The following is a 20,958-nucleotide window of genomic DNA, read 5'->3' on the forward strand; positions in this document are numbered from 1 at the left end:
CCGACGCTCACGCCCGCGGGGGCCGGTACGCCACGGCGTGCCGGCCCCCGCGCCGTATCCCCCGTCCCTGGCAGGTCGGAGGGGTGTGGCATGGTTGATGGCGTGGTGAATCCGGCTGGCGAGCGTTCAGGTGCCTCCGGGTCCGGCGGCCGTCGGACCAGGGTGAGCACGAGTCAGTTCGGCGCGCTCGGCCTCTATCTCGCCGATCCCCGCGTCGAGGCGTCCGTGCTGGGCCTGTTGGAGGGCGTCGAGTCCGAGCTGCGGGCGAGCGTGGCCAGCGCCGACCCGTTCGTGACGGAGGCCGCCCGGCACCTCGTGGAGGCCGGCGGCAAGCGGTTCCGCCCGCTGCTGGTGGCGCTGGGCGCCCAGTTCGGCGATCCCACAGGGCCACAGGTCGTGCCGGCCGCCGTGGTGATGGAGCTCACCCACCTGGCGACGCTCTACCACGACGACGTGATGGACGAGGCCGCCGTGCGCCGGGGCGCGCCGAGCGCCAACTCCCGGTGGACCAACTCGGTCGCCATCCTCGTCGGCGACTACCTCTTCGCTCGCGCCGCCGACATCGCCGCCGACCTGGGCATCGAGGCCGTACGCCTCCAGGCGCGCACCTTCGCGCGGCTGGTGCACGGTCAGATCGCCGAGACCGTCGGTCCCCGCCCCGGCGACGACCCGGTGGCCCACTACCTCGACGTGATCGCGGGCAAGACCGGTTCGCTGATCGCCACGTCGGCCCGCTTCGGCGGCATGTTCGGCGGTGCCGCCCCGGAGCACACCGAGGCGCTGGCCGGCTACGGCGAGACCATCGGCGTGGCCTTCCAGCTCTCCGACGACCTGCTCGACATCGCCTCGGAGTCGGTGGAGTCGGGCAAGACGCCCGGCACCGACCTGCGCGAGGGCGTGCCGACCCTGCCGGTGCTCTACGCGCTCGGCTCGGACGACGCCGACGCCGCCTCGGTGCGGCTGCGGGAGATCCTGGCCACCGGGCCGCTGACCGACGACGACCTGCACGCCGAGGCGCTCGGTCTGCTGCGCGAGAGCCCGGCGCTCAAGCGGGCCCGGGAGACGGTCCGCAGCTACGCCGAGGACGCCCGGGAGCAGCTCTCGCCGCTCCCGCAGGGCCCGGCCCGCCGCGCCCTCGAATCCCTCTGCGACTACATCGCCGACCGCACCAGCTGACGCCCGGTCCGCTAGTGGCGGGCGAGCAGGCGACTGCCGGCGAGCATCAGGGCGGCGGCCAGCAGCATCGACCCGGCGGCCACGAGCCACATCACCGGGTAGCCGGCGTGCGCGGCCACGGCACCGAGGCCGAGTGGGCCGAGACAGCCGCCCGCGTACACCCCGGTCTGGGTGACCGAGGTGGCGGCGGCCGGGGCCTGCGGGTGCAGCCGGACCACCGCGAAGGTCATCAGGCCCGGCCACGCCCAGCCCAGGCCGAAGCCGAGCAGCACGCCGGCCACCAGCGGCACCGGCCCGGCCGTCGCGAGCAGGCCGAGCCCGGCCGCGCCGACCACGAGCATGCCGGCGATGAGGGCGACGTGCCCGGTGGCGCGGCGGTCCGCGAGCCAGCCGACGACGACCCGGGCCGCCACGCAGACCGCGCTGCCCAGCGTCAGGGTCAGCCCGGCCAGCCCGGGTGACAGCCCCCGGTCGGCGGAGGAGTCGACGACGAAGGTGCCGAGCGCGTTCGCGGCGGCCGCGGCGAAGGTTCCGGCGGCCCCGACCACCACCAGGGCAGCGGTGGCGCGGCCGCCGCGGGTCGGGGTGGCCGTCCGGGCGGGGCGCGGCTCCCGCGCGGGTACGGCCGGCAGCGCCGCCAGGGCCGCCACGGCGGCCGCGACGAACGCCCAGCGCCAGCCGGCCGTCAGCGCCACGGTCGGCACCGCCGCCCCGGCCAGCAGGGTGGCGACGGGGATGGCGGCCTGCTTCACCCCGAACGACAACCCCTGCCTGCGGGTCGGCACGTGCCGGGCGAGCGTGGCGTTGCTGGCGAGCTGACCGAGGGCGTTGGCGGTGCCGGCGAGCGCGAGCAGCCCGAGCAGGACCGGGTACGACCGGGCCAGCCCCGCCACGGCCAGCAGGCAGGCGGCGGAGAGCAGGATGCCGGCACGGGCCACCACGGTCGGCCCGTGCCGCTCGGCGAGGACGCCGGAGGGCACCGAGGCCAGCGCCCCCACGCCGAAGTAGACCGACACGGCCAGGCCCAGCCCGGCCGGCGAGAAGCCGAGGTCCTCGCCCATCTGCACGGCGAGACCGCCGAGCAGGAAGACCGGCAGGACGCAGGCGATGGTGACGGCGACGGCCCCGGTCACGGCCCGCGCGGGCCGGGGCGGGGTGATGCCCGGGGCGGGCTGGAGCGCGGTGTCGGTCATGGTCCGGCAAACCTACGCGAGCGGGGTTTTCGTCACGGAACGTGCCTGTCGAGCAACGCGACGTTCATGACGATCTGGCATCCTCCACCCGAACGGGCATTTCGATCCGGGCCTGTTTTTCATATGGTGTAAGTCCCCGGCGGCGGAGGTGGTTGTGCGCGACCCCTTGGCGGAACCTTCGGATCTCATCCGGAGCGTGTCCCGCGCGCTACGAGTGCTCGAGTCGGTCGGTCGCGCCCCGAAGGGGCTCACCGTCAAACAGATCGCCCGGCGCTGCGAGCTGACCGTGGCGACGACCTACCACCTGGTCCGCACCCTGGCCTACGAGGGCTACGTGATCCGTCGCGAGGACGGCACGTACATCGTGGGCCTGGAGGTGGCCGACCGCTACCGCGAGCTGGTGACGGCGTTCCGGGGGCCGCCCGCGGTCGGGGAGAGCCTGCGCCGGGCCGCCATGGACACCGGCTACAGCCACTACCTCGGCCGGTTCGTGGGCGGCCAGGTGGCGGTCACGGCCGTGGCCGAGGGCCCGCGCTCGCCGTACCTGGAGGACCTGGTGCCCGGGTTCGACGAGGGAGCGCACGCGACCGCCCTCGGCAAGGCGCTGCTCGCCACGATGACCGCCGAGCAGCGCTTCCGCTACCTGCGCGACTACGGCATGCGTCCCTTCACCACCGCCACCCTGACCACCTCCGAGGCGTTCGAGGTCGACCTGGCCGCCGGGGACCGGCGGGGCATGCAACTGGAGCTGGGGCAGTTCCGGCAGGGCGTGGCCTGCGCCGCGGTGCTGGTCAGCCCCGACAAGGACATGGAGCGCCGGGTCGTGCTGGCCTGCGCGCTGCCGGCCGGCGAGATGATGACCTCCGCCCGCGTGGTCCGGGCGAAGCTGCTCACCGTCGCCCGGACGATCGCCGACGGCCTGGCCGCCGACAGCTGACCCGGCCGTCCGGGGCACGCTTGCGTGTCCCGCCTGCCGCCCGGGCGCGGGCCGCGACGACCGTGGCCCTCTCCCCGGCTGGGAGAGGGCCACGGTGGCGGTCCGGCGGCGGACCGCCCGAAGGGTGGTCAGCTGCCGATCGGCCCGCCGTCCAGGCGCCAGGCGACCACCACGCCCGGCTTGGCGTAGTCGCCGTCCGGCCAGTTCGAGGCCGGCTTCTCGACCGAGGCGCCGCTGAGCTCGCCCGGGTGCTGCACCGCCACGAAGACCGAGCGGTTGTCCCCGGTGATGAACGGGCCGCAGGCCTCCGCGCCCACCGGCACGGTGAGGAACTGCTTCAGGTGGCCCCGCTCCGGCCCCTCGACGGCCGTGGCGAAGAGGCCGTCGTTGCTGCCCAGCGCGTTGCCGTCCGTGGAGATCCAGAGGTTCCCGGTGGCGTCGAACGCCACGTTGTCCGGGCAGGAGATCGGGGAGACCTTCGTCCTGTCGTACCCGGCGAAGAAGGTCGACGGGTCCGCCGGGTCACCGGCGACGATCGGCAGCGACCAGGCGAAGGTCTCGCCCGCGTTGTCGCCACGGTCCTCGACCAGCTCCAGCACCTGGCCGTGCTTGTTGAGGTTGCGCGGGTTCGCCTCGTCGGCGGCCGGCTTGCCGGCCCTGCCCCGGTCGGTGTTGTTGGTCAGCGCCACGTACACCTTGCCGGTGAGCAGGCTCGGCTCGACGTCCTCCGGGCGGTCCATCTTGGTCGCGCCGACCTTGTCGCCGGCCAGCCGGGTGAAGGTGAGCACGTCGGCGGCCGTCATCCCGTCGACGTACGAGCGGTTGCCGCTGACCAGCTTGATCCACCGGCCCCGGCCGTCGAACGCCCCGTCGGAGGGGAGCTTGCCGGAACCGTCGATCTCGCCGGCGCTGCTCTGCTTCAGCTCGGCGACGTAGAGGGTGCCCGACTCCAGCAGGGTCAGGTTGTGCCGGCGGGCCACCCAGGAGTTGCCCTTCATGAACTTCTTGTCGGAGACGAACTTGTACAGGTAGTCGAACCGTTCGTCGTCGCCCATGTACGCGACCACGTGCCCGCTCCTGGCGACGATGACGTTCGCGCCCTCGTGCTTGAACCGGCCCAGCGCGGTGTGCTTGCGTGGGCGGCTCTCCGGGTCGTACGGGTCGATCTCGACGATCCAGCCGTGCCGGTTTGCCTCGTTCGGGTGCTTCGCCAGGTCGAACCGCTCGTCGGCGCGCTCCCACTTGCGGCTGCCGCTCGGGTAGCGGGTCGTGGTGGTGATGCCGTACCGGGCCAGCTTCGGCTTGGCCTCCTCGGCCACCGCGTCGCCGCCGACGAAGTACTGGTTGAAGTTCTCCTCGCCGGAGAGCACCGTGCCCCACGGGGTCACCCCGCCGGCGCAGTTGTTCAGCGTGCCGACGACCGTACGGCCCTTCGGGTCGGCGGCCGTCCGCAGGTGGACCGAGCCGGCGGCCGGCCCGGTCAGCTCGAACTTCGTGGCCAGCGCCGTGACCCGCCGGTTGTACGGCCGCCGGCCCTTGGTGACCGGCCGCCACTGCCCGGTGCCGTCGACCCGCTCCAGCTCCACCACCGACATGCCGTGCGCCGCCATCGCGATCCGCAGCTGCTCGACGCTCAGCGCGTCCTGGCTGGTGAAGCCGGGGAACATCAGGTCTTCGTTTGTGTACTCGTGGTTGACCACGAGCAGCGCGCGGCGGCGCCCGTCCAGCGGCAGCACCCCGACGAAGTCGTTGTTGTAGCCGAACTGCCGGGCCTGGGCGGCGGCGCTCTGGGCGCGCACGTCGAACTCGGGGGCGCCCGGCACCACCGGGTCGCCCCAGCGCAGGACGACCGCGTGGTCGTACCCGTTCGGCACGACGAGGCTGTCGAGGGTGTTCGGCGGGACGGGCTTGAAGGTCAGCGCGCCGCTGCCGACGCCGCCGGCGGGGCGGTCGAAGCCGGCGGCACCGGGGACCACGGGGGTGGCGGGGGCCGCCGCGGCGGGGGCGGCGCCGGCCACCGCGCCGCCGAAGCCCAGGACCAGCGCGCCGACCGCGCCGGCCCGGACCACGCCGCGCCGGGACACCTCCGCGTTCACCACGTCCCCGAAGTACGCGTTGTCGGACGTGTTGGGCACCGGGTGGTCGCACGCGTTGCCGCACCGGTAGAGACAGGTCATGGCGTCGCGGCTGCCGTGGCGGGTGGCGCCCAGCAACGGGAGCAGCCGGGGACGGTCGCTCATGGAAGGAGCCTCCTGATGGGGGTCGGTGCACGCCGGACCAGCCGCTGGCGTGCGTACCCGCCGGACGCTAGGAGGGCGCGGTGAGCGACCGTCGGCGGCGGCATGAACCGGGCGTGAACACCTCGGCCGGGGGTGCCACGGTGACCTGCGGCTGAACCGTTCGGGGCGGCGGCACGTATTCCCGTGCGAACGCCACCGCCGGACTCGCGCCGACAGCGAGGAGACCGCCATCAGCGACCACGACGCCCAACTGCTCCGCGCGCTGCACGACGAGCACGCGGAGGCGCTGTACGCGCACGCCCTGCGGCTGGTCAACGGCGACCGGCAGCGGGCCGAGGACCTGGTGCAGGAGACGCTGCTGCGGGCCTGGCGGCACCCGGAGGCGCTCGACCCGACGCGCGGCTCGATCCGTTCCTGGCTCTTCACCACCGCCCGCAACCTGGCCATCGACGCCTGGCGGCGCCGCTCCGCCCGGGTCGGCGAGGTCTACACCGACGAGCTGCCCGAGCCTCCCGAGGCCGTGGACGAGGCGGAACGCGCGGTGGAGGCGTGGACCGTCGCCGAGGCGCTGAACCGGCTCAGCCCCACCCACCGGGAGGTGCTGGTCGAGTGCTTCTACCAGGGGCGGTCGGTGGCGGAGGCGGCCTCCCGGCTGGGCGTGCCGCCCGGCACGGTCAAGTCCCGGACCCACTACGCCCTGCGCTCACTACGGTTGGTCCTGGCCGAGATGGGGGTGACGGAATGACCCGGTGCGAGTTCGCGCACGACGACGGCGCGTACGTGCTGGGTGCGCTGGCTCCCGCCGACCGGGTGGCCTACGAGCGGCACCTCGCCGGCTGCGCCGCCTGCCGGGAGGCGGTCGCCGAGATCGCCGTCCTGCCCGGGCTGCTCGGCCGGCTCGACCCGGCCGGGCTGGAACAGTTCCTGCCGCCACCGGAGAACCCCCGGGTGCCCGAACTGCTCGCCGCCGCGCGGGAGCGCCGCCGCCGCGATCGGTCGGCCACCCGCCGCCGGTACGCCCTCACCACGCTCGCGGCCGCCGTGGCGGCCCTGGTCGTCGGCGTCGGCACCGCCGCCCTGCTGCCCCGGGAGGCGGTCGGCCCAACGCCGGTCGAGGTGCGGATGGTCGCCATGCAGCCGGTCGCCGGCGCGGTGCCGGTGCACGCCGAGATCGCCCTCAACGGCACCGACTGGGGCACCGAGGTGCGGATGCGCTGCGGGTACGACGCGAAGGCCGGCTACGCCAAGGCGTACACCTTCCGGCTGGTGGCGCACGGCCCGGACGGCGCGACGGAGCAGATCGGTTCCTGGCTCGCCGCTCCCGGCGACGACCTGCGGATCACCGGCGCGACCCGGTTCACCGACGCGGAGCTGGTCCGGCTGGAGCTGCTGCGCGCCGACGGCACCCCCGTCCTCGTCTACGACGTCCGCTGACCCGCGCCGGTCAGTGGGGCGCGGCGACGGCCTCGGCCCGGCGGGCGGCGAGGGTGGCGGCGCGGGTACGGCGGGAGTTGCGGACGGCGTCGACGGTGAAGACGATCAGCGCGGCCCAGACCAGGGCGAAGCCGGCGATCCGGGCCGGCGGCATCGGCTCGTGGAAGATCAGCACCCCGCAGCCGAGCTGGAGGATCGGGGCGAGGTACTGGATCATGCCGAGACCGGTCAGCGGCAGCCGGTTCGCCGCCCCGGCGAAGAGCAGCAGCGGGATCGCGGTCGCCGCCCCCGCCGACACCAGCAGCAGGGTGTGCCCGACCGACACCTCCCCGAAGGTGCCCTCGCCGCGGGCGGCGAGCCAACCCACGTACCCCAGCGCGGGCAGCGCCAGCACCGCCGACTCGACGAAGAGCCCCTCGGCGGCGGGCAGCCCGAGCTGCTTCTTGGCCAGGCCGTATCCGGCGAAGCTGAACGCCAGCACCAGCGCCAGGTACGGCAGCCGGCCGTAGTCGACGGTCAGCACGGCCACGGCCAGCCCGCCGATGCCGAGCGCCACCCACTGCGTGGGCCGCATCCGCTCGCGCAGCACGGTGACGCCCAGCAGCACCACCACCAGCGGGTTGATGAAGTAGCCGAGGGCGGTCTCCACCACCCGCTCGGAGGTCACGCCGTAGATGTACGTGCCCCAGTTCACCGCGATCAGCGCGGCGGCGACGCCGATGCCGGCCAGTGCCCGGGGCCGGCGCAGCAGTGCCCGCAGGAAACCGACGTTGCGCATCGCCGCCAGCAGCAGGGCGACGAACACCACCGACCAGACGATGCGGTGGGCCAGGATCTCCAGTGGCCCCGCCGGGCGCATCAGCCGCAGGTAGAGCGGGAAGAACCCCCAGAGCAGGTACGCGACGAAGCCGTAGAGGTAGCCGAGGCGGAGTGGCGTCACGTCTCCACCGTAAGGGCCGGGAGGTCGCCCGGTTCCTTTCCGGTGACCGGACTCACCGGCTGGTTCCGCTGGTCGAGCTGCATCCAGCGGTGCGGATCGGTCATCGGGGCGAACCCGACCTTGGCGTACACCGCGTGGGCGTCGGCGGTGGCCAGCAGGATCCGGCGTACGCCCAACTCGGCGAGGTGGTCGCGGATCGCCCCGGCCAGCCAGGTGCCCAGTCCCCGGCCGCGCTCGCCGGGGTCGACGTAGACGTCGCAGAGCCAGGCGAAGGTGGTGTGGTCGGTGACCACCCGGGCGACCGCGACCTGGCGGCCGTCACCCGGGCGGTAGACGCCGAACGGCACCGACCCGGCGAACGCCCGCGCCACCGTCTCCCGGTCCCGCCCGAGCGCCCAATAGGCGTCGGTGCAGAGCCAGTGGTGCACCAGGCCCAGGTCGATCCGGGCCGGGTCGGTGCTGAGCAGGTAGCCGTCGTCGCGCGTCAGGGTGAACATGCCCGCGACGCTAACCCGGCCACCCGGCCCGATCAGCGGCCAATTCCCGCCCTCTGGTCGAGGCGGGTCAGTCCCGGTCCAGGACGGCCCCGAGGATCCACGTGACGATGCCGACGAAGAGCGCGCCGAGCACCGCCTCCGGCCAGAAGCCGTCGACGTGGAAGGGCAGCCCGGCCTGGTCGGCGATCCAGCTCGTGAGCAGGAACAGCAGCCCGTTGACCACCAGCGCGATCAACCCGAGGGTCAGCAGGTAGAAGCCGCAGCCGACGGTCTTGATGATCGGCTGGAGCACCGCGTTGACCACGCCGAAGATCACCGCGACGAGGACCAGCGTGACGACCGTCTCGCCGGCGGACGCCGACTCCAGCGTGATGCCCGGGATGAGCAGCGTGGCCAGCCAGAAGGCGAGCGCCGTGCTGCCCAGCCGGATCAGCAGCCCTTTGAGGAAACCCATGGCCGGATCGTGCCACGGACGGACAAGCTGCGGAAGCCGCGACCGTCGTCCCGCTCAGCGGCGGGACGGGCGGCCGATCAGCTGCGACTCGATCGGGGTGGGGGAGAGCAGCGCCCAGCGCAGCGCCCGCCGGTTGACCACCGCGACCATGTCGTCCCGGATCCGGGTCAGCCACTCCGCCGACCCGCCGAGGCCCAGCGCGGCGCCCGCCACGGCGGCCTCGGCCGGGTCGAGCGGTTGCAGCACGGCCAGGTCGGCGCGGCCCAACGCGTCGGCGTCGGCGGGGGTCAACTCGTCGCGCACCAGCAGCGTGGTCCGCCACGGGGACCCCTGCTCCGGCTCGGCGGGCGTGGGACCGGCGTCCACCACCACCAGCAGCGGGCACAGCGGCGACCCCGGCTCGCCCACCGGACGGCCCGGCGGCACCACCGGGATCATTGCGCCGGGGGTGCCGACGCCCCGGACGAACGGCTCCCACCCGCGCGGGCGGGCGGTCTGCACCACCACCCGGGCCCCGAGCGCCATGGCCCGCACCGCCACCAGCTGCGCCGCGCGTATCCCGCCGACCAGCATCACCCGGGTGCTCTCCGGCCGGAACAGCCGGACGGTCACCGCGCCGCCGTGCCGGTTCGTGCCGACCATCAGCCCCGCCTCGCCGAGGGTCAGCTCCAAACCGTCGGGCGCCGGACCCGGACCCGCCGCGCCCGCCGCCGCGAGCGGCAGCGTGCCGGCCAACCCGGCGAGCTGCGCGCCGTCGAGCCGGTGCACCTCGCCGCCCACCTCGGCCACCAGCCGGCGCAGCGCCTGCGCCGCGATCGAGAGCTCCGCCGGGGTGGCGGCAGCCAGCCGTACGGCCAGCTCGGTCGGCGCCGACGCGGGATCGGTGCCGGCCCACGGCCCGACGCCGAGCGAGACGGTGGTCGCCGTCGCGGGCAGCGCGAGCAGCCGGGTCACCAGCCGCCTGCCGGCGTCGGTACGCGGGTCGGGCCAGCGGCGCAGCCGGAACGTGGTCTGGAGCAGGTCGCCCGCCCGGACCGCCTGCCAGGACTCCTGCGCGGGACGGTCGTCGTGGTGGGCCAGCTCCGCCAGCACCCGCAGCGTCGCGTGCTCGCCCAGCGGGCGGGCGGTGACGGGCCCGACCCGGCGTGCGATGCGGCGCACCGTTCCGGCGAGCGCCCGCCGCAGCTCCTCTGCCGTCCAGCCCTCGGCACGCAGCACCCGCACGGCGAGCACGGCCCGTTCCCGGCCGGCGAGCCGCCCGTCGGTGAGCTGCCGGTACGAGGTGGCGACGGCACCGCCACCCGCGCCGACGGTCGGCGCCGGAGAGCCCGTCAGCAGGAGCTGGAGCCGCACCGGGGGGCCGTCCGGCGCGGCTGCCGGCAGCAGGGACGCCGGGACGGGCAGCGCGCGGGGAGCGTCGCCGAGCAGGTCGGCCGGATCGCCGACCTCCAGCACGGCCACCATCCCGGCGGCGTCGTCCAGCACGGCGGCCGGCGTGCCGGCCAGCTCGGCGGGACGCACGACCGCGCCGGGGTCGACGAGGTCCAGCAGGGCCGCCGGGCCGGCGGCCGGAGGCAGGGCGCGGCGGCGGATGGCGTAGCCCAGGCCCGTGGCCAGCCACTCGAAGAGCCACCGCCCCCGCAGCCGCACCCAGGCCAGGGGCAGCAGCAGCGCGGCCACCCCCACGGCGGCCAACGTCACCAGCACGCCCCGGCCGGCGGCCGCGACCACGGCGGCCACCGCCACCTGCGTGGCGACGACCTGACCGGCCCGGACACCGGCGCCCCTCCGCCGGCCGGCCGGCTTCCGCGACGGCGGCAGGGCGGCCGGCGGTGCCGGCGCGCCGGCCACGGTGCCGGACGGGCCAGGCGAGCCGATCGGGCCAGCCAGGCCGGACAGACCGGCCGACCCGGGCGGTGCCGGCACGAGCGGCGCGGCGGTCGGGGCGGGATCGTGGCCCGGGGCCGGCCGGTGCGGGCCCGGGCCGGTGGTCACCGTCACCGTGCCTCCTCGACCGGTCACTCGCCGCGACATCGACGCCGCCCATCGTAAGGGGAGCGTCCGGCGGGATGGGGGCCGCAGTCGTCCACAGGGGATGGCCACGGGGTAGCAGAACCGCGACGGTACCGCTACCGTCAGCGACGAGTTTCGCTGACCCCGCGCCCGCCACGCTCGATGTCCGGGCGGCGCGAGCGGCGCGCCCGGTGGGCGGGTGCGCTCACGGCCAGCCACGACCGAGGAGACGAGGTGACGTCCCGGGTGTCCCAGACCCAGGCAGAAGCAGCGGTGATGCAGCAGACCGCCGCGAAGTTCGAGCAGGTCGACCAGTCCCTGCAGTCCATGCTGAGCAGCCTGATGGCCGAGTTGGAGGTGTTGCAGCAGGCCTGGCGGGGTGCCGGCGGGCGCTCGTTCGAGCAGGTCAAGCAGCAGTGGGCACAGGACCAGGCGGCGCTTCAGCGGGCGCTGCGGGAGACCGCCGGCGCCGTCCGCACGGCCGGCCGGCACTACGACGTCTCGGACGCCGAGGCCGCCAGCCGGGTGTCCACCACCAACCGCGGCGGCATCCAGCTGCCGCTCTGACCCGGTCCCGGGGGAGGAGACATCCGATGGACGGTGTACTGGTCGTCAACTTCGCCGCCCTGCAACAGGCGAGCGCGGACATCCAGAAGGCGCTGAACGCGCTCGACTCGCAGCTCGGGCAGCTCGAACGGGACGCCGCCCCGCTCGTGGCGAGCTGGTCCGGCGAGGCCCTCCAGGCCTACGAGCAGCGGCAGCGCCGCTGGCGGTCGGCCTCGCAGGACCTCCAGGTCATGCTGCGCGACATCAAGCTCGCGGTGGACGACTCCGCCGCCGACTACCTCGACACGGAGAAGAAGAACGTCGGCCTGTTCCAGTAGGCCCCGCCCGGTGGTGGCGTCGATCGTGAGCCGGTCGACGCCACCATCGGCCGTTCCGGGCGACCGCCGACGGTGGACGACCCCGGACGCGACGGCCGTAGACCGCAGGCCGGGTCAGGCGGGGCGACGGCCGTAGGCCGCCGGCCGGGTCAGGCGGGGTCGGCCGGCCGCCAGCGGCGGCGGGTCCCGCGCGGCACGACGAGCGCCAGCAGTGCCGCCAGTGCCACCACCGCCCCGCTGGCCCCCGCCACCAGCAGCGCCCGGTCCCGGGCCGCCGCCCGGCGGGCCCGCTGCGCCAGCACCGCCGGTTCGGCCCGGTCGTCCGCGAGCGCGCTGACCTGGCGCGTCAGCTCCGACGTGCCCCCGGTCTCGGTGACCGCCCGGTACGGGTTCAGCACCCCCGCGCCGTACCCGCCGCCCCGACCGTCGCCCGGGGCAGGATCGGCGGTCGCCACGATCCGCTGCGCCACCTGCGCCGCGGTCAGCTCCGGCCGGTACTGGCGCAGCAGCGCGGCGGTGGCCGCCACGAAGGGCGCCGCATAGCTGGTGCCCTCGGCCCGGTGGTGGCCCTCGCCGGGGGCGGCCATCAGCACGTCGCTGCCCGGGGCGACCAGGTCGACGTACGAGCCGGTCTGGGAGAACGGTGCCCGTGTCCCGTCCGCCCCGATCGCGCCCACCCCGAGCACCCCCTCGTACGCGGCCGGGTAGGGCCGGGGGTCACCGGCGTCGTGCAGGTTCCCGGCGGCGGCCACCACGACCACGTCCCGGTCGACCGCGTAGCCGATCGCGGCCCGCACCGCCGGGTCGTCCGCGTACAGGACGACGGAGAGATTGAGCACGTCGGCGTCGTGGTCGACCGCCCAGCGGACGGCACGGGCGAAGTCCCCGGCGCTGACCGTGCGCCCCGACTCCCGCCCCTCGACCACCTGCTGCTCGCTGACCCGTACCGGCAGGATCCGGGCGCCCGGGGCCAGCCCCCGGAACGCCGTCCCGTCGCGGGGAGCGGCGGCGATGATGCTCGCCACGCCGGTGCCGTGGCCGGCGCAGTCCCGGCTGCCGTCGCTACCCGGGTCGAGCAGGTCGGTGCCGTCGAGCACCCGGCCGGTCAGCTGCGGGTGCCGCCGGTCCACCCCCGAGTCGATCACCGCCACCGTCACCCCGGTGCCGGTGGCGAGCGGTGCCAGCCGCTCCGGGGCGTACCGCTGCTGGGGCCAGGGGCGCGCGGACACCGGCCGAACCGGGGCGAGGGGCGAGGCGCAGCCGGGGGCCGCACGCGCGGCGGTCGGCGCGGATGCGGACCAGCCGGCCGGCACCGGGCCGGGGGCGGGCCCGGCCGGGCGGCCGGCGATCGTGGGGGCGGCCGGGACGGCCGTCAGCAACGCCGTCGTGAGGGCGGCGAGGAGCGGGCGTGAGGGGGACCGGGACATCGACCGCCTCCGTATCGTGTCGACTCCGGAACGGGATGTTAGCGCTTGTGGCGGCCCCGGGCGCACCGCTGCCGGCCAGCGATTGTGATCTTGCTTCTACCTTGTAGGTTGTACGCGATACCTATGGCCTGTGCGCGGGAGGAGGGGTGGCCGTGACCGAGTGGGAGCCGGCCACCGACGCCGAAGCGGCGATGCGGGACGCGCTACGCGCCAACGACCAACAGCTCTACTTCCGCGTCCTGGCCCGGACCGAACTGCTGTTGCCGGTCTCCGCCGAGGCGCTCGCGGGGACGGCACCTGTGGGCTGGGGCACCTGGAGCACAGGTGGCCGTACCCACGTGCTGGCGTTCACCTCCGGTGCGGCGGTGCGCGCCTGCCTCGGCGAGCACGGCGGTGCCGTCCGGCGCATCTCGTACGCCGATCTGTCCGACAGCTGGCCCGACCACGAGTGGTGGCTGGCGGTCAATCCCGGGCTGCCCATCGAGGGTTACCTGCCGGCCTGGTTCGTCGCCCAACTCTCCCGGGGCGACGTCCGGCTGCCCGGCCGCACCATGGGTGCGCGGGCCCGGCTGGAACGCGTGGAGACGGCCGCCCGGGCGCGGGCCCAGGCCACCGGTCAGGACACGTCGGGCGGGCCGGCGACCGGGCCGACCACCGGTGTGGCCCGGCCCGACGGCACGCTCCGGCCCGAGCCCACGGCCGCGTCGGCCACCGGCCGGATCCCCGCACCCGCCCGACCCGGCCCGGCCCACCCGCTCGTCCCGCCCACGCCCCCGGCGGACCACCTGGATGCGCGGCGCGGCGACCCGACGGCCGGCGGACCCGCCCGGTTCGACGCCGTGGCGGCCCCCGACCGGCTCCCGCCGCCGCGCCCCGCGCCGCTCACCGAGCGCCCGAGGGGCCTGCCGACGCCCGACGCCCACCCCTCGCCGTCGACAAACGGTCGCCCGGCCGGGGAGGCCCCGGAGCGGCCGAACCGGTCGTTCTTCGAGCCGGCCTCCGGTCGCGCGGCCGCCCACCGGCAGGAGGCGCTGCGCTCGGGCGAGCGGGCGGTTCCGCCGTCCCGCCTCGCACCCGGCAGCCAGCCGTTCCCCCGCCGCCGGCCGCTCGGGGAGCCGGTACCGGGGGAGGCGACCCACCCGATCCCGAGCGCCCCGGCCGGAGCGGAACCGACGCACGCCTTCACGTCGCCGACTGCGGAACCGACCCACGCCTTCACGGCGCCTGCCGGCGAGCCGACCCACCCCTTCACGTCGCCGACCGCGGAAGAGACCCGCGCCTTCGCGGTGCCGACCGCGGAACCGACCCACGCGTTCACGGTGCCCGCCGGTGAGCCGACCCACGCCTTCACGTCGCCGACCGCGGAACCGACCCATGCCTTCGCGGCGCCCGGCGGGGAGCCCACCCGGGCCTTCGCGATGCCCGGAGGCGAGGCCACGCAGGTGCTGCCGCCGCGCGGGCCCGGCGAGGACGCCACCCGGGACCTCCGGGCCCCCGCCTCGGATCCCGGCCCGCCATCACCGGCGTACGGCGCAGACCGACCGCAGCCGGCCGAGGACCTCACCCAGGCGCTGCCGCGCCGGCAGACCACCCCCGAGCCGGTCGGGCCGGAGCCGGTGGCGGACGCGGAACCGGTCTCCGGGCCACCCGCCCCCCGTCGCGGGTTCACGCCCATCGTCATAGAGGGCACCGTCATCGAGTCGCGGGACCTCACCGGACCGCCTGCCCCCGAGTCGGCCCCACCCGCCGAGGAGACCGTCTCGCTGTTCGAGCCGGTCCGGCGCCGCCGGGAACCGGTGACCGCCGCCACCGCCGAACCCGCACCGCCCGCGCCCGCCCACCCGTCGTCGCCCGCCGACACCGTGCGGTCCGCCGCCCCGTCGTGGTCCGGCGACGCCACCGCTTCCCTGGATCCGACCGTGTCCCTCGATCGGACGCAGCCGGTCGTGTCGTCGGGCGACGCGACGGTTTCCCTGGATCCGACGGTGTCCCTGGACCGGACGCAGCCGGTCGTGTCGTCGGGCGATGCGACGGTTCCCCTGGATCCGACGGTGTCCCTGGACCGGACGCAGCCAGTTGTGTCGTCGGGTGACGCGACCGTGTCCCTGGATCCGACGGTGTCTCTCGATCGGACGCAGCCGGTCGTGTCGTCGGGCGATGCCACGGTGTCTCTGGACCCGACGGTGTCCCTGGACCGGACGCAGCCGGTCGTGTCGTCGGGCGACGCGACCGTGTCTCTGGACCCGACCGTGTCCCTCGATCCGGGGCCGCCTGCCGACGCGGCGTGGCCCGGAGACCCGACCGTTTCCCTCGGATCCGGGCCGCCCGCCGACGCGTGGTCCGGGGATCCGACGGTGCCGACCAGCGTCGCCGCGCCCGCACCGGCGACGGACGGCGCCGCCCGACAGGGGGACGCGACCGACGAGGGCGTTCCCGACGCCGGGCCGGCGGAGGACCCCGGTCCGCCGGTCGCCGAGGAGCCGGTCACCGCTCCCCTGACCGGAAGCGCGGACGTGTCGTCGGGTGCCGGTCCCGTGCCGGTCGCCTTCGAGCCGGCCAACGAGGTCGAGGAGAACCTGCTCGACGCCGCCGGCGCCGGCAGCACCGACACCTTCCTGTCCACCCTGCTGCTGGCCCGCGTGCTGCTGCCGGTGGCGGCAGACTCCGCGCCGGGCAGCCGGCCCGGCGAGCCCGGCTTCGTCTGGCGTACGGAGGAACTGGACGGCGAGAAGTTCGTGGTGGTGCACACCTCGCCGGAGCGGCTCGCCGACCACACCGACGCGACCGTCGAGACCATCGAGGTGAAGTTCGTCCAGTTGATCCGTCGCTGGCCGGACGAGTCCTGGTCGTTCGCGGTCAACCCGGGCACCCCGGTCGGGGCGAAGCTGCCCGGTGAGCAGATCGTCGGGCTGGCCAACTGGGCGGCGGAGGTGGGACTCGGCGACGACATCGAGACCGAGCCGCCCGCCGCCGAGGAACCGGTGAGCCGCCCCCGCTACGCCCCGCCCGCGCCCGACCCGGCGCGGCCGATCGTGATGCAGAAGGCGGTCGCGCCCAGCCAGCTCGCGTACTACCTGGAGCGGGGCTACGACCGGGTCTCCGGCTTCGTGCACCGGGCCGGCGAGCTGGCCCACCTCAACACCCCGGCCCAGTTGCACGACGCGCTCGGCCTGGGCTACCCGGATTCCCCCTTCGCCCGCGACGCCGGCGAGATCTACGTGCTGCGCTGGCCCGCGCACCGGCCGAGCCTCTACCGCATCCCGTACGGCGGGCAGAACGAGGCCGCCATGCGGGCTATGGAGGGCTGGGTCATCGAGCGCCCGCCGTTCCGGGGCAACGGGTTCGCGCCGGGCGAGAGCAGCGACGTGGTGGCCGAGTTCAAGGTGGACAGCGCCCGGCTGCCGCACGGCGCGCAGCTGTGGCGGATCGGCGCGGACGGCACCGAACGGGTGGTCGCCATCCTCGACACGGACGCGCTGCGGTGGCGACAGGTCGGTGAGCAGTGACGCGCGACGGCTACGTGGCCCGCTGGAAGGGCCGGGAGTACCAGGCGAGCCCGGACGGCGACGACGTCCGGCTCTACCAGCCGGAGCCGGGCGAGGGCTTCGAGGAGATCCGCCCCGGCCGCTACGTCCGGGTGCTGCCGGCCACCGAGCTCGACGACCTGGCGTACGTGCGGACCACCTGCACCTGGCAGGGGCAGCCGTTCATCGTCCTCGGCGAGCACGACGGCTGGCTGCGGGTGGAGTACACGGGCGGACGCTGGCCGGTGGCCCGGGCGATGGGGCTGGAGGTCTTCGACTTCGGCGTCTACCAGGGCTGGGCGCCCGCCGCCGAGGTCGCCGACCTGCGCGAGCAGCGGGTCTGACTCAGGACTTCGCCCAGCGCAGGACCTCGCCCAGCACCAGGTCGCCGGCCTCCATGTGCGGGAAGTGCCCGATGTCGTCCAGGAGCCGCCACTCGTAGGGCGCGACCACGTACCGGCCGGAGCCCTGGGCGGTACGCGGCAGGGAAGCCTCGTCGAGCGCGCCGTGCAGCTGGAGGGTCGGCGTGATCAGCGGCTTCTGCATCAGCCGGACGAAGCGGTAGCCGTGCAGGCGGAGCACCGAGCGGAACGCCCAGCGGTAGCCCTCCAGGGCGCAGAACGCGGCCTGCGGGATGCGCATGGCCTCCCGGCACCGCTGGGCGTACGCCTCGAAGCCCGGCCCGTCGACCCAGCGCGGCCCGCCCCAGCGGCGCAGCATCTCCTCGACGGCCGCCGCGTCGTCGCGGGTCAGCACGTGCTCGTAGCGGGGCAGCTGGAACTTCAGGGTGGGCGTGGCGGCGGCGAACTGCCCGCGCGGGTCGGCGAAGATCGCGGCCCGCAGCCGCAGCGGGTGGGGGGCGCCGAGCACCACCAGCCGGCGGACCAACGACGGGTGGAACGAGGCCACCGTCCACGCGATCATGCCGCCGACGCCGGTGCCCACCACGGTGGCGGAGCGTTCGCCGAGGGCCCGGATCAGGCCGGCGACGTCGGCCGCGAGGGTGTAGCCGTCGTACCCCCGGGGCGGCTTGTCGCTGGCGCCGTAGCCGCGCAGGTCGACCGCGACGGCCCGGAAGCCGGCGTCGGCGATCGCCGGCAGCATCTCGTGCCAGGCCCACCAGTGCTCGGGGAAGCCGTGCAGGAAGAGCACCATCGGGCCGGTGCCGGCCTCCACGACGTGGAAGCGACTGCCGTTGGCGCCGACGAACCGGTGCGTCCACGGCCCCTCGGTGAGGACGCAGGACTCGTCGACGGGCCCGCCGCGCTGCTCGGTCATGGCAGACAGCCTAGGACCCCGGTGCCGGTCACCCCCGACGCCGACCCACGTCGTGGTCGGGATCGCTCGCGGGACTCCCCGCCCCGGCTGGCGGCGCTGGGGCCACCGTGCCGCCTGGCCGTCGGGTCGGTGGGTGGCGGAAAGGGCGATGCCCGGGCAGGTGACCTGCCCGGGCATCGCGTGGTGCTGGTGGTGCGGGATCAGCGATCAGGAGATGCGGATCTTGGTGTTGTTGCCGTCCTTCTCCAGGACCTTGATCTTGGTGCCGGTGGCCGGGAGCTTGACGCCGTGGTTCGGCAGCTCCGGGAACCAGTACTGCTGGGTGTCGTCGAACAGCGGCTGCGCCGCCTGGCCACGGATGTACTGCGGCTGGCTGTTGAGGTGCAGCGTGAACGAGTCGGCCTTCTTCAGGCTGAACGGCGCGTCGTAGACCTGGACGCGGGACCGCCAGGGCTGGCCGGTCAGGTTGTAGATCGGCCGCGGGTGCGCGTCGATGATCAGGTTGCGACCCTCACCCGGGTGCGCGAACGTGTCGTTGTCCGCCCAGCGGGTGTTCCAGTAGGAGATCAGCAGACCCTCCTGGTACGCGTAGTGGTCCACGTAGTCCGGGCGGGTGTTCGAGTAGCCGAAGAAGTACGGGCCGGTCTTCAGGTACTTGTCGTACGAGATGTACTGCCGGGTGCCCGCGATGTAGTAGTTGTCGTACGCCTTGGTGTAGCTCTTCTCGGCGGTCTCGAAGCCACCGGCGAGCGTCCAGCCCGCGGCACCGGTCTCGGCGCCGTCGGAGAGGACGGTCTGGCCGTCGGCGGTCACGGTGATCGCGTCACCGTAGAAGCCACCCTCGGAGACGCCGCCGTCGGTCTGGTAGCGCAGCCGGAACTGCGCGACCTTGCCCGCCGCCACGTCCATGGGGATGTTGACGTCGACCCACTCGCCGCCGCTGCTGCCGTCCAGCGCGTAGCGACCGGCGGAGATCTCCTTGAGCGGCTGGCCGTTGGCCGTGCCGGGCAGGGTCACCCAGGACTGGCCGCCGTCCAGCGACGCCTCGAAGAACAGGTAGTCGTAGTCGGCCTCGATGTTGTAGCGGCCCTTCATCGACAGGGCCGCCGACGACTTCCCGGTGAAGTCCAGGGTCCGGGTCATCGTGCTGTTGAGGTCGTCCGCGTTGCCGGAGAAGAACTGCTTGCTGCCCTCGAAGGGCGCGCCGTGCTCGAACGTGTAGTCACGCTTCGGGAGCACCACGACGACGGCCTGCGCCTCGTCGCTGTTGTACTCCTGCGGGCCGAGGGTCATGGTCCGCTTCTGCCCCGCGACGACCACCTCGTAGTCGAGCCAGCCGAGCTGGAGCTTGTTCCACGCGCCGAGGTCGCCGCCACGGTCACCGATGCCGGCGTCGGTCTTGGCACCGAGCCGGCTCTGGGCCATCAGGGTCCAGTGCTCGTTGTTGTTGTCCCCACCACTGGTGACGTTGTAGTCGTCCGGCAGACCGAGGTCGTGCGCGTACTCGTGGTAGAAGACGCTCCGGCCGCCGTTCTCCGGCTGGATGGTGTAGTCGCCGATCCAGATGCCGGTGTTGCCGATCTGGGTGCCGCCGGCCAGGTTGCCGACCGGGCCGGTCGAGTTCTGGTCGGACGCGAAGGCGTACCAGCGGTGGCTCCAGATGGCGTCCTCGCCCTGGTGCGGGTCACCGTCGGCCTCGTCGCCACCGGAGTGGACGATCTGGAAGTGGTCGATGTAGCCGTCCGGCTCGTTGAAGTTGGCGTCGCCGTCGTGGTCGTACCGGTCCCACTGGTCCATCGCCTTGAGGTCGGCGGTGATCTGGGCGTCGGTGCGGCCGGCGGCCTTCTGGTCGGCGACCCACTGGTTGGCGGCGTCGCGGACCAGCGCCCAGGTGTTGGTGCAGACGTTCGAGGCGCACGGGTAGCCGCCGGAGCGACCGTAGCGGGCCTCGTTGTACTTCACCTTCACCCAGTCGGTGACGGTGCCGTCGACGCTGTAGCGACCCGAGGACTGGGCCTCGTAGTACTGCTTCACCGACTCGTCACCGGGGTTGGTGCCGAAGTAGAGCTTGCGGTAGTAGTCGGCGTTGTAGTCCGCCTGCCACACCGTGGAGTTGTCCACCGCCCGGTTGGGCTGGGGGATCTCGTTGTGCAGCGGCCCGTCGAACCGGGTCGGACCCGCGGTGTCCGGGTCGGTGTCCTGGTCCGGGTAGCTCGGGTGCCGCTCGTTGCCGAACTCGGCGAGGATGACGAAGATCCGGTCCGTCTTCTCCCGGGAGAGCTCGACGTACTGGTCCTCGGTCTGGGTGGCGGCGTTGGCCCGGGTCGAGCGGGCGGCAGCCCCCTCGGCCTGGGTCTTGCCGACCTTGACGACCGTGCTGCCGTTGACCTTCTGCGGCTTGGCCCGGCCGGAGAGGACGTCGCTCAGGCCCTCCTGGCGCAGGGCGCGACGCTTGTCCTCCAGCGGGTTCGGCAGGTCGTGGTCGACATGGGCTGGCTCGGCGACCGACGGAGCGGCCGTCGGCAACTTCGGCTGCGGCGCGGCGGTGGCGGACGAACCGAACGCCAGTCCCGTCGCCGTCAGCGAAAGCCCGAGCAGACCCACTGCGACTTTGCGCACGTGGTACCTCCGGTTTGAGGGAACCGGCCCAACGGGGGTACGGGCCGGTGCTACCGATCCCACTAGTGGGACCAATGGTGAACATAGACACTCGTGTGACCGGTGGGAAGATGCGTGCGTCGATTTGTTGCAAAGTTTTGTTGGGAATGCTTTTCACCGTCACATCCCGGCCGTTCACCAACACGGTGAGCAGCGCGAACGGCCCCACCTGGGGACAAAGAGACGGTTTTCGATAAGCGTGATCGCGTAACGGAAAAGTGGGCGGCGACGTGCCCGTCGGCCGTCCCACGGGTGGTCCGGTGGGCCTTTACGACCGTCGGCGACGTGTACACGCGGCGGGGC

Annotated in this window: 17 protein-coding genes; 8 read left to right on the forward strand and 9 right to left on the reverse strand. The window is 74.3% G+C overall.

Translation table 11 applies throughout. The features are described from left to right. The first annotated feature begins 90 nt into the window (after positions 1–90). Entirely contained in the window at positions 91–1,176 is a 1,086-nt protein-coding gene (locus tag OG989_RS09210) for a polyprenyl synthetase family protein (protein ID WP_132232098.1), read from the forward strand. Positions 1,177–1,187: 11 nt separating this feature from the next. Here the strand turns inward: OG989_RS09210 and OG989_RS09215 are convergent, their stop codons facing one another. After that, positions 1,188–2,369 carry an MFS transporter gene (locus OG989_RS09215; protein WP_327030275.1) on the reverse strand — a complete coding sequence of 394 codons (1,182 nt, stop codon included), beginning with the start codon at positions 2,367–2,369 and terminating at the stop codon, positions 1,188–1,190. Positions 2,370–2,523: 154 nt separating this feature from the next. On the opposite strand from OG989_RS09215, the gene OG989_RS09220 reads away from it, so the two are divergent. Then, complete coding sequence (locus OG989_RS09220) at positions 2,524–3,306, forward strand: IclR family transcriptional regulator (RefSeq protein WP_151454895.1); 783 nt, start codon at positions 2,524–2,526, stop codon at positions 3,304–3,306. A 128-nt stretch (positions 3,307–3,434) separates the two neighbouring features. Here OG989_RS09220 and OG989_RS09225 read toward each other — a convergent pair whose 3' ends face one another. Beyond that, positions 3,435–5,546, reverse strand: coding sequence for a PhoX family protein (locus OG989_RS09225; RefSeq protein WP_327030276.1), 2,112 nt, complete (start codon positions 5,544–5,546; stop codon positions 3,435–3,437). 250 nt (positions 5,547–5,796) lie between these two features. On the opposite strand from OG989_RS09225, the gene OG989_RS09230 reads away from it, so the two are divergent. After that, positions 5,797–6,291 (forward strand): sigma-70 family RNA polymerase sigma factor, encoded by a 495-nt coding sequence (locus tag OG989_RS09230; protein WP_255474788.1) that lies wholly within the window; start codon positions 5,797–5,799, stop codon positions 6,289–6,291. Continuing rightward, positions 6,288–6,980 carry an anti-sigma factor family protein gene (locus OG989_RS09235; protein ID WP_327030277.1) on the forward strand — a complete coding sequence of 231 codons (693 nt, stop codon included), beginning with the start codon at positions 6,288–6,290 and terminating at the stop codon, positions 6,978–6,980. Before OG989_RS09230 ends, OG989_RS09235 begins: the two co-directional genes overlap by 4 nt. Before the next feature lie 10 nt (positions 6,981–6,990). Here OG989_RS09235 and rarD read toward each other — a convergent pair whose 3' ends face one another. The 4 genes from rarD to eccE form a co-directional block, all read right to left on the reverse strand. Then, the gene (gene rarD / locus OG989_RS09240) at positions 6,991–7,920 is read right to left on the reverse strand and encodes an EamA family transporter RarD (RefSeq protein WP_327030278.1); all 930 of its coding nucleotides are present in this window, start codon (positions 7,918–7,920) and stop codon (positions 6,991–6,993) included. After that, complete coding sequence (locus OG989_RS09245; RefSeq protein WP_327030279.1) at positions 7,917–8,417, reverse strand: GNAT family N-acetyltransferase; 501 nt, start codon at positions 8,415–8,417, stop codon at positions 7,917–7,919. Before OG989_RS09245 ends, rarD begins: the two co-directional genes overlap by 4 nt. A 67-nt stretch (positions 8,418–8,484) precedes the next feature. Next, entirely contained in the window at positions 8,485–8,871 is a 387-nt protein-coding gene (locus OG989_RS09250) for a phage holin family protein (RefSeq protein ID WP_151457240.1), read from the reverse strand. Between the two features lie 54 nt (positions 8,872–8,925). Next, positions 8,926–10,905 (reverse strand): type VII secretion protein EccE, encoded by a 1,980-nt coding sequence (eccE, locus tag OG989_RS09255; RefSeq protein ID WP_442791917.1) that lies wholly within the window; start codon positions 10,903–10,905, stop codon positions 8,926–8,928. A 225-nt stretch (positions 10,906–11,130) separates the two neighbouring features. On the opposite strand from eccE, the gene OG989_RS09260 reads away from it, so the two are divergent. Beyond that, positions 11,131–11,451 (forward strand): WXG100 family type VII secretion target, encoded by a 321-nt coding sequence (locus OG989_RS09260; protein WP_132232452.1) that lies wholly within the window; start codon positions 11,131–11,133, stop codon positions 11,449–11,451. 26 nt (positions 11,452–11,477) lie between these two features. Further along, a complete protein-coding gene (locus tag OG989_RS09265) occupies positions 11,478–11,768 on the forward strand; it encodes a WXG100 family type VII secretion target (protein WP_132232078.1) in 291 nt (96 codons plus the stop codon). A 149-nt stretch (positions 11,769–11,917) separates the two neighbouring features. Here the strand turns inward: OG989_RS09265 and mycP are convergent, their stop codons facing one another. Then, the gene (mycP, locus tag OG989_RS09270) at positions 11,918–13,195 is read right to left on the reverse strand and encodes a type VII secretion-associated serine protease mycosin (protein ID WP_327030280.1); all 1,278 of its coding nucleotides are present in this window, start codon (positions 13,193–13,195) and stop codon (positions 11,918–11,920) included. 152 nt (positions 13,196–13,347) lie between these two features. On the opposite strand from mycP, the gene OG989_RS09275 reads away from it, so the two are divergent. Further along, entirely contained in the window at positions 13,348–16,701 is a 3,354-nt protein-coding gene (locus OG989_RS09275) for an SseB family protein (protein ID WP_327030281.1), read from the forward strand. Continuing rightward, complete coding sequence (locus OG989_RS09280; RefSeq protein WP_101413782.1) at positions 16,698–17,063, forward strand: hypothetical protein; 366 nt, start codon at positions 16,698–16,700, stop codon at positions 17,061–17,063. The genes OG989_RS09275 and OG989_RS09280 overlap by 4 nt, the downstream gene beginning before the upstream one ends. Before the next feature lies 1 nt (position 17,064). Here OG989_RS09280 and OG989_RS09285 read toward each other — a convergent pair whose 3' ends face one another. Beyond that, complete coding sequence (locus tag OG989_RS09285; RefSeq protein WP_327030282.1) at positions 17,065–17,997, reverse strand: alpha/beta fold hydrolase; 933 nt, start codon at positions 17,995–17,997, stop codon at positions 17,065–17,067. A gap of 207 nt (positions 17,998–18,204) precedes the next feature. Next, a complete protein-coding gene (locus OG989_RS09290) occupies positions 18,205–20,601 on the reverse strand; it encodes an immune inhibitor A domain-containing protein (protein ID WP_151454934.1) in 2,397 nt (798 codons plus the stop codon). Positions 20,602–20,958: the final 357 nt, after the last annotated feature.

This window comes from Micromonospora sp. NBC_01740 (assembly GCF_035920365.1).
GTDB classification, from domain to species: domain Bacteria; phylum Actinomycetota; class Actinomycetes; order Mycobacteriales; family Micromonosporaceae; genus Micromonospora; species Micromonospora reichwaldensis.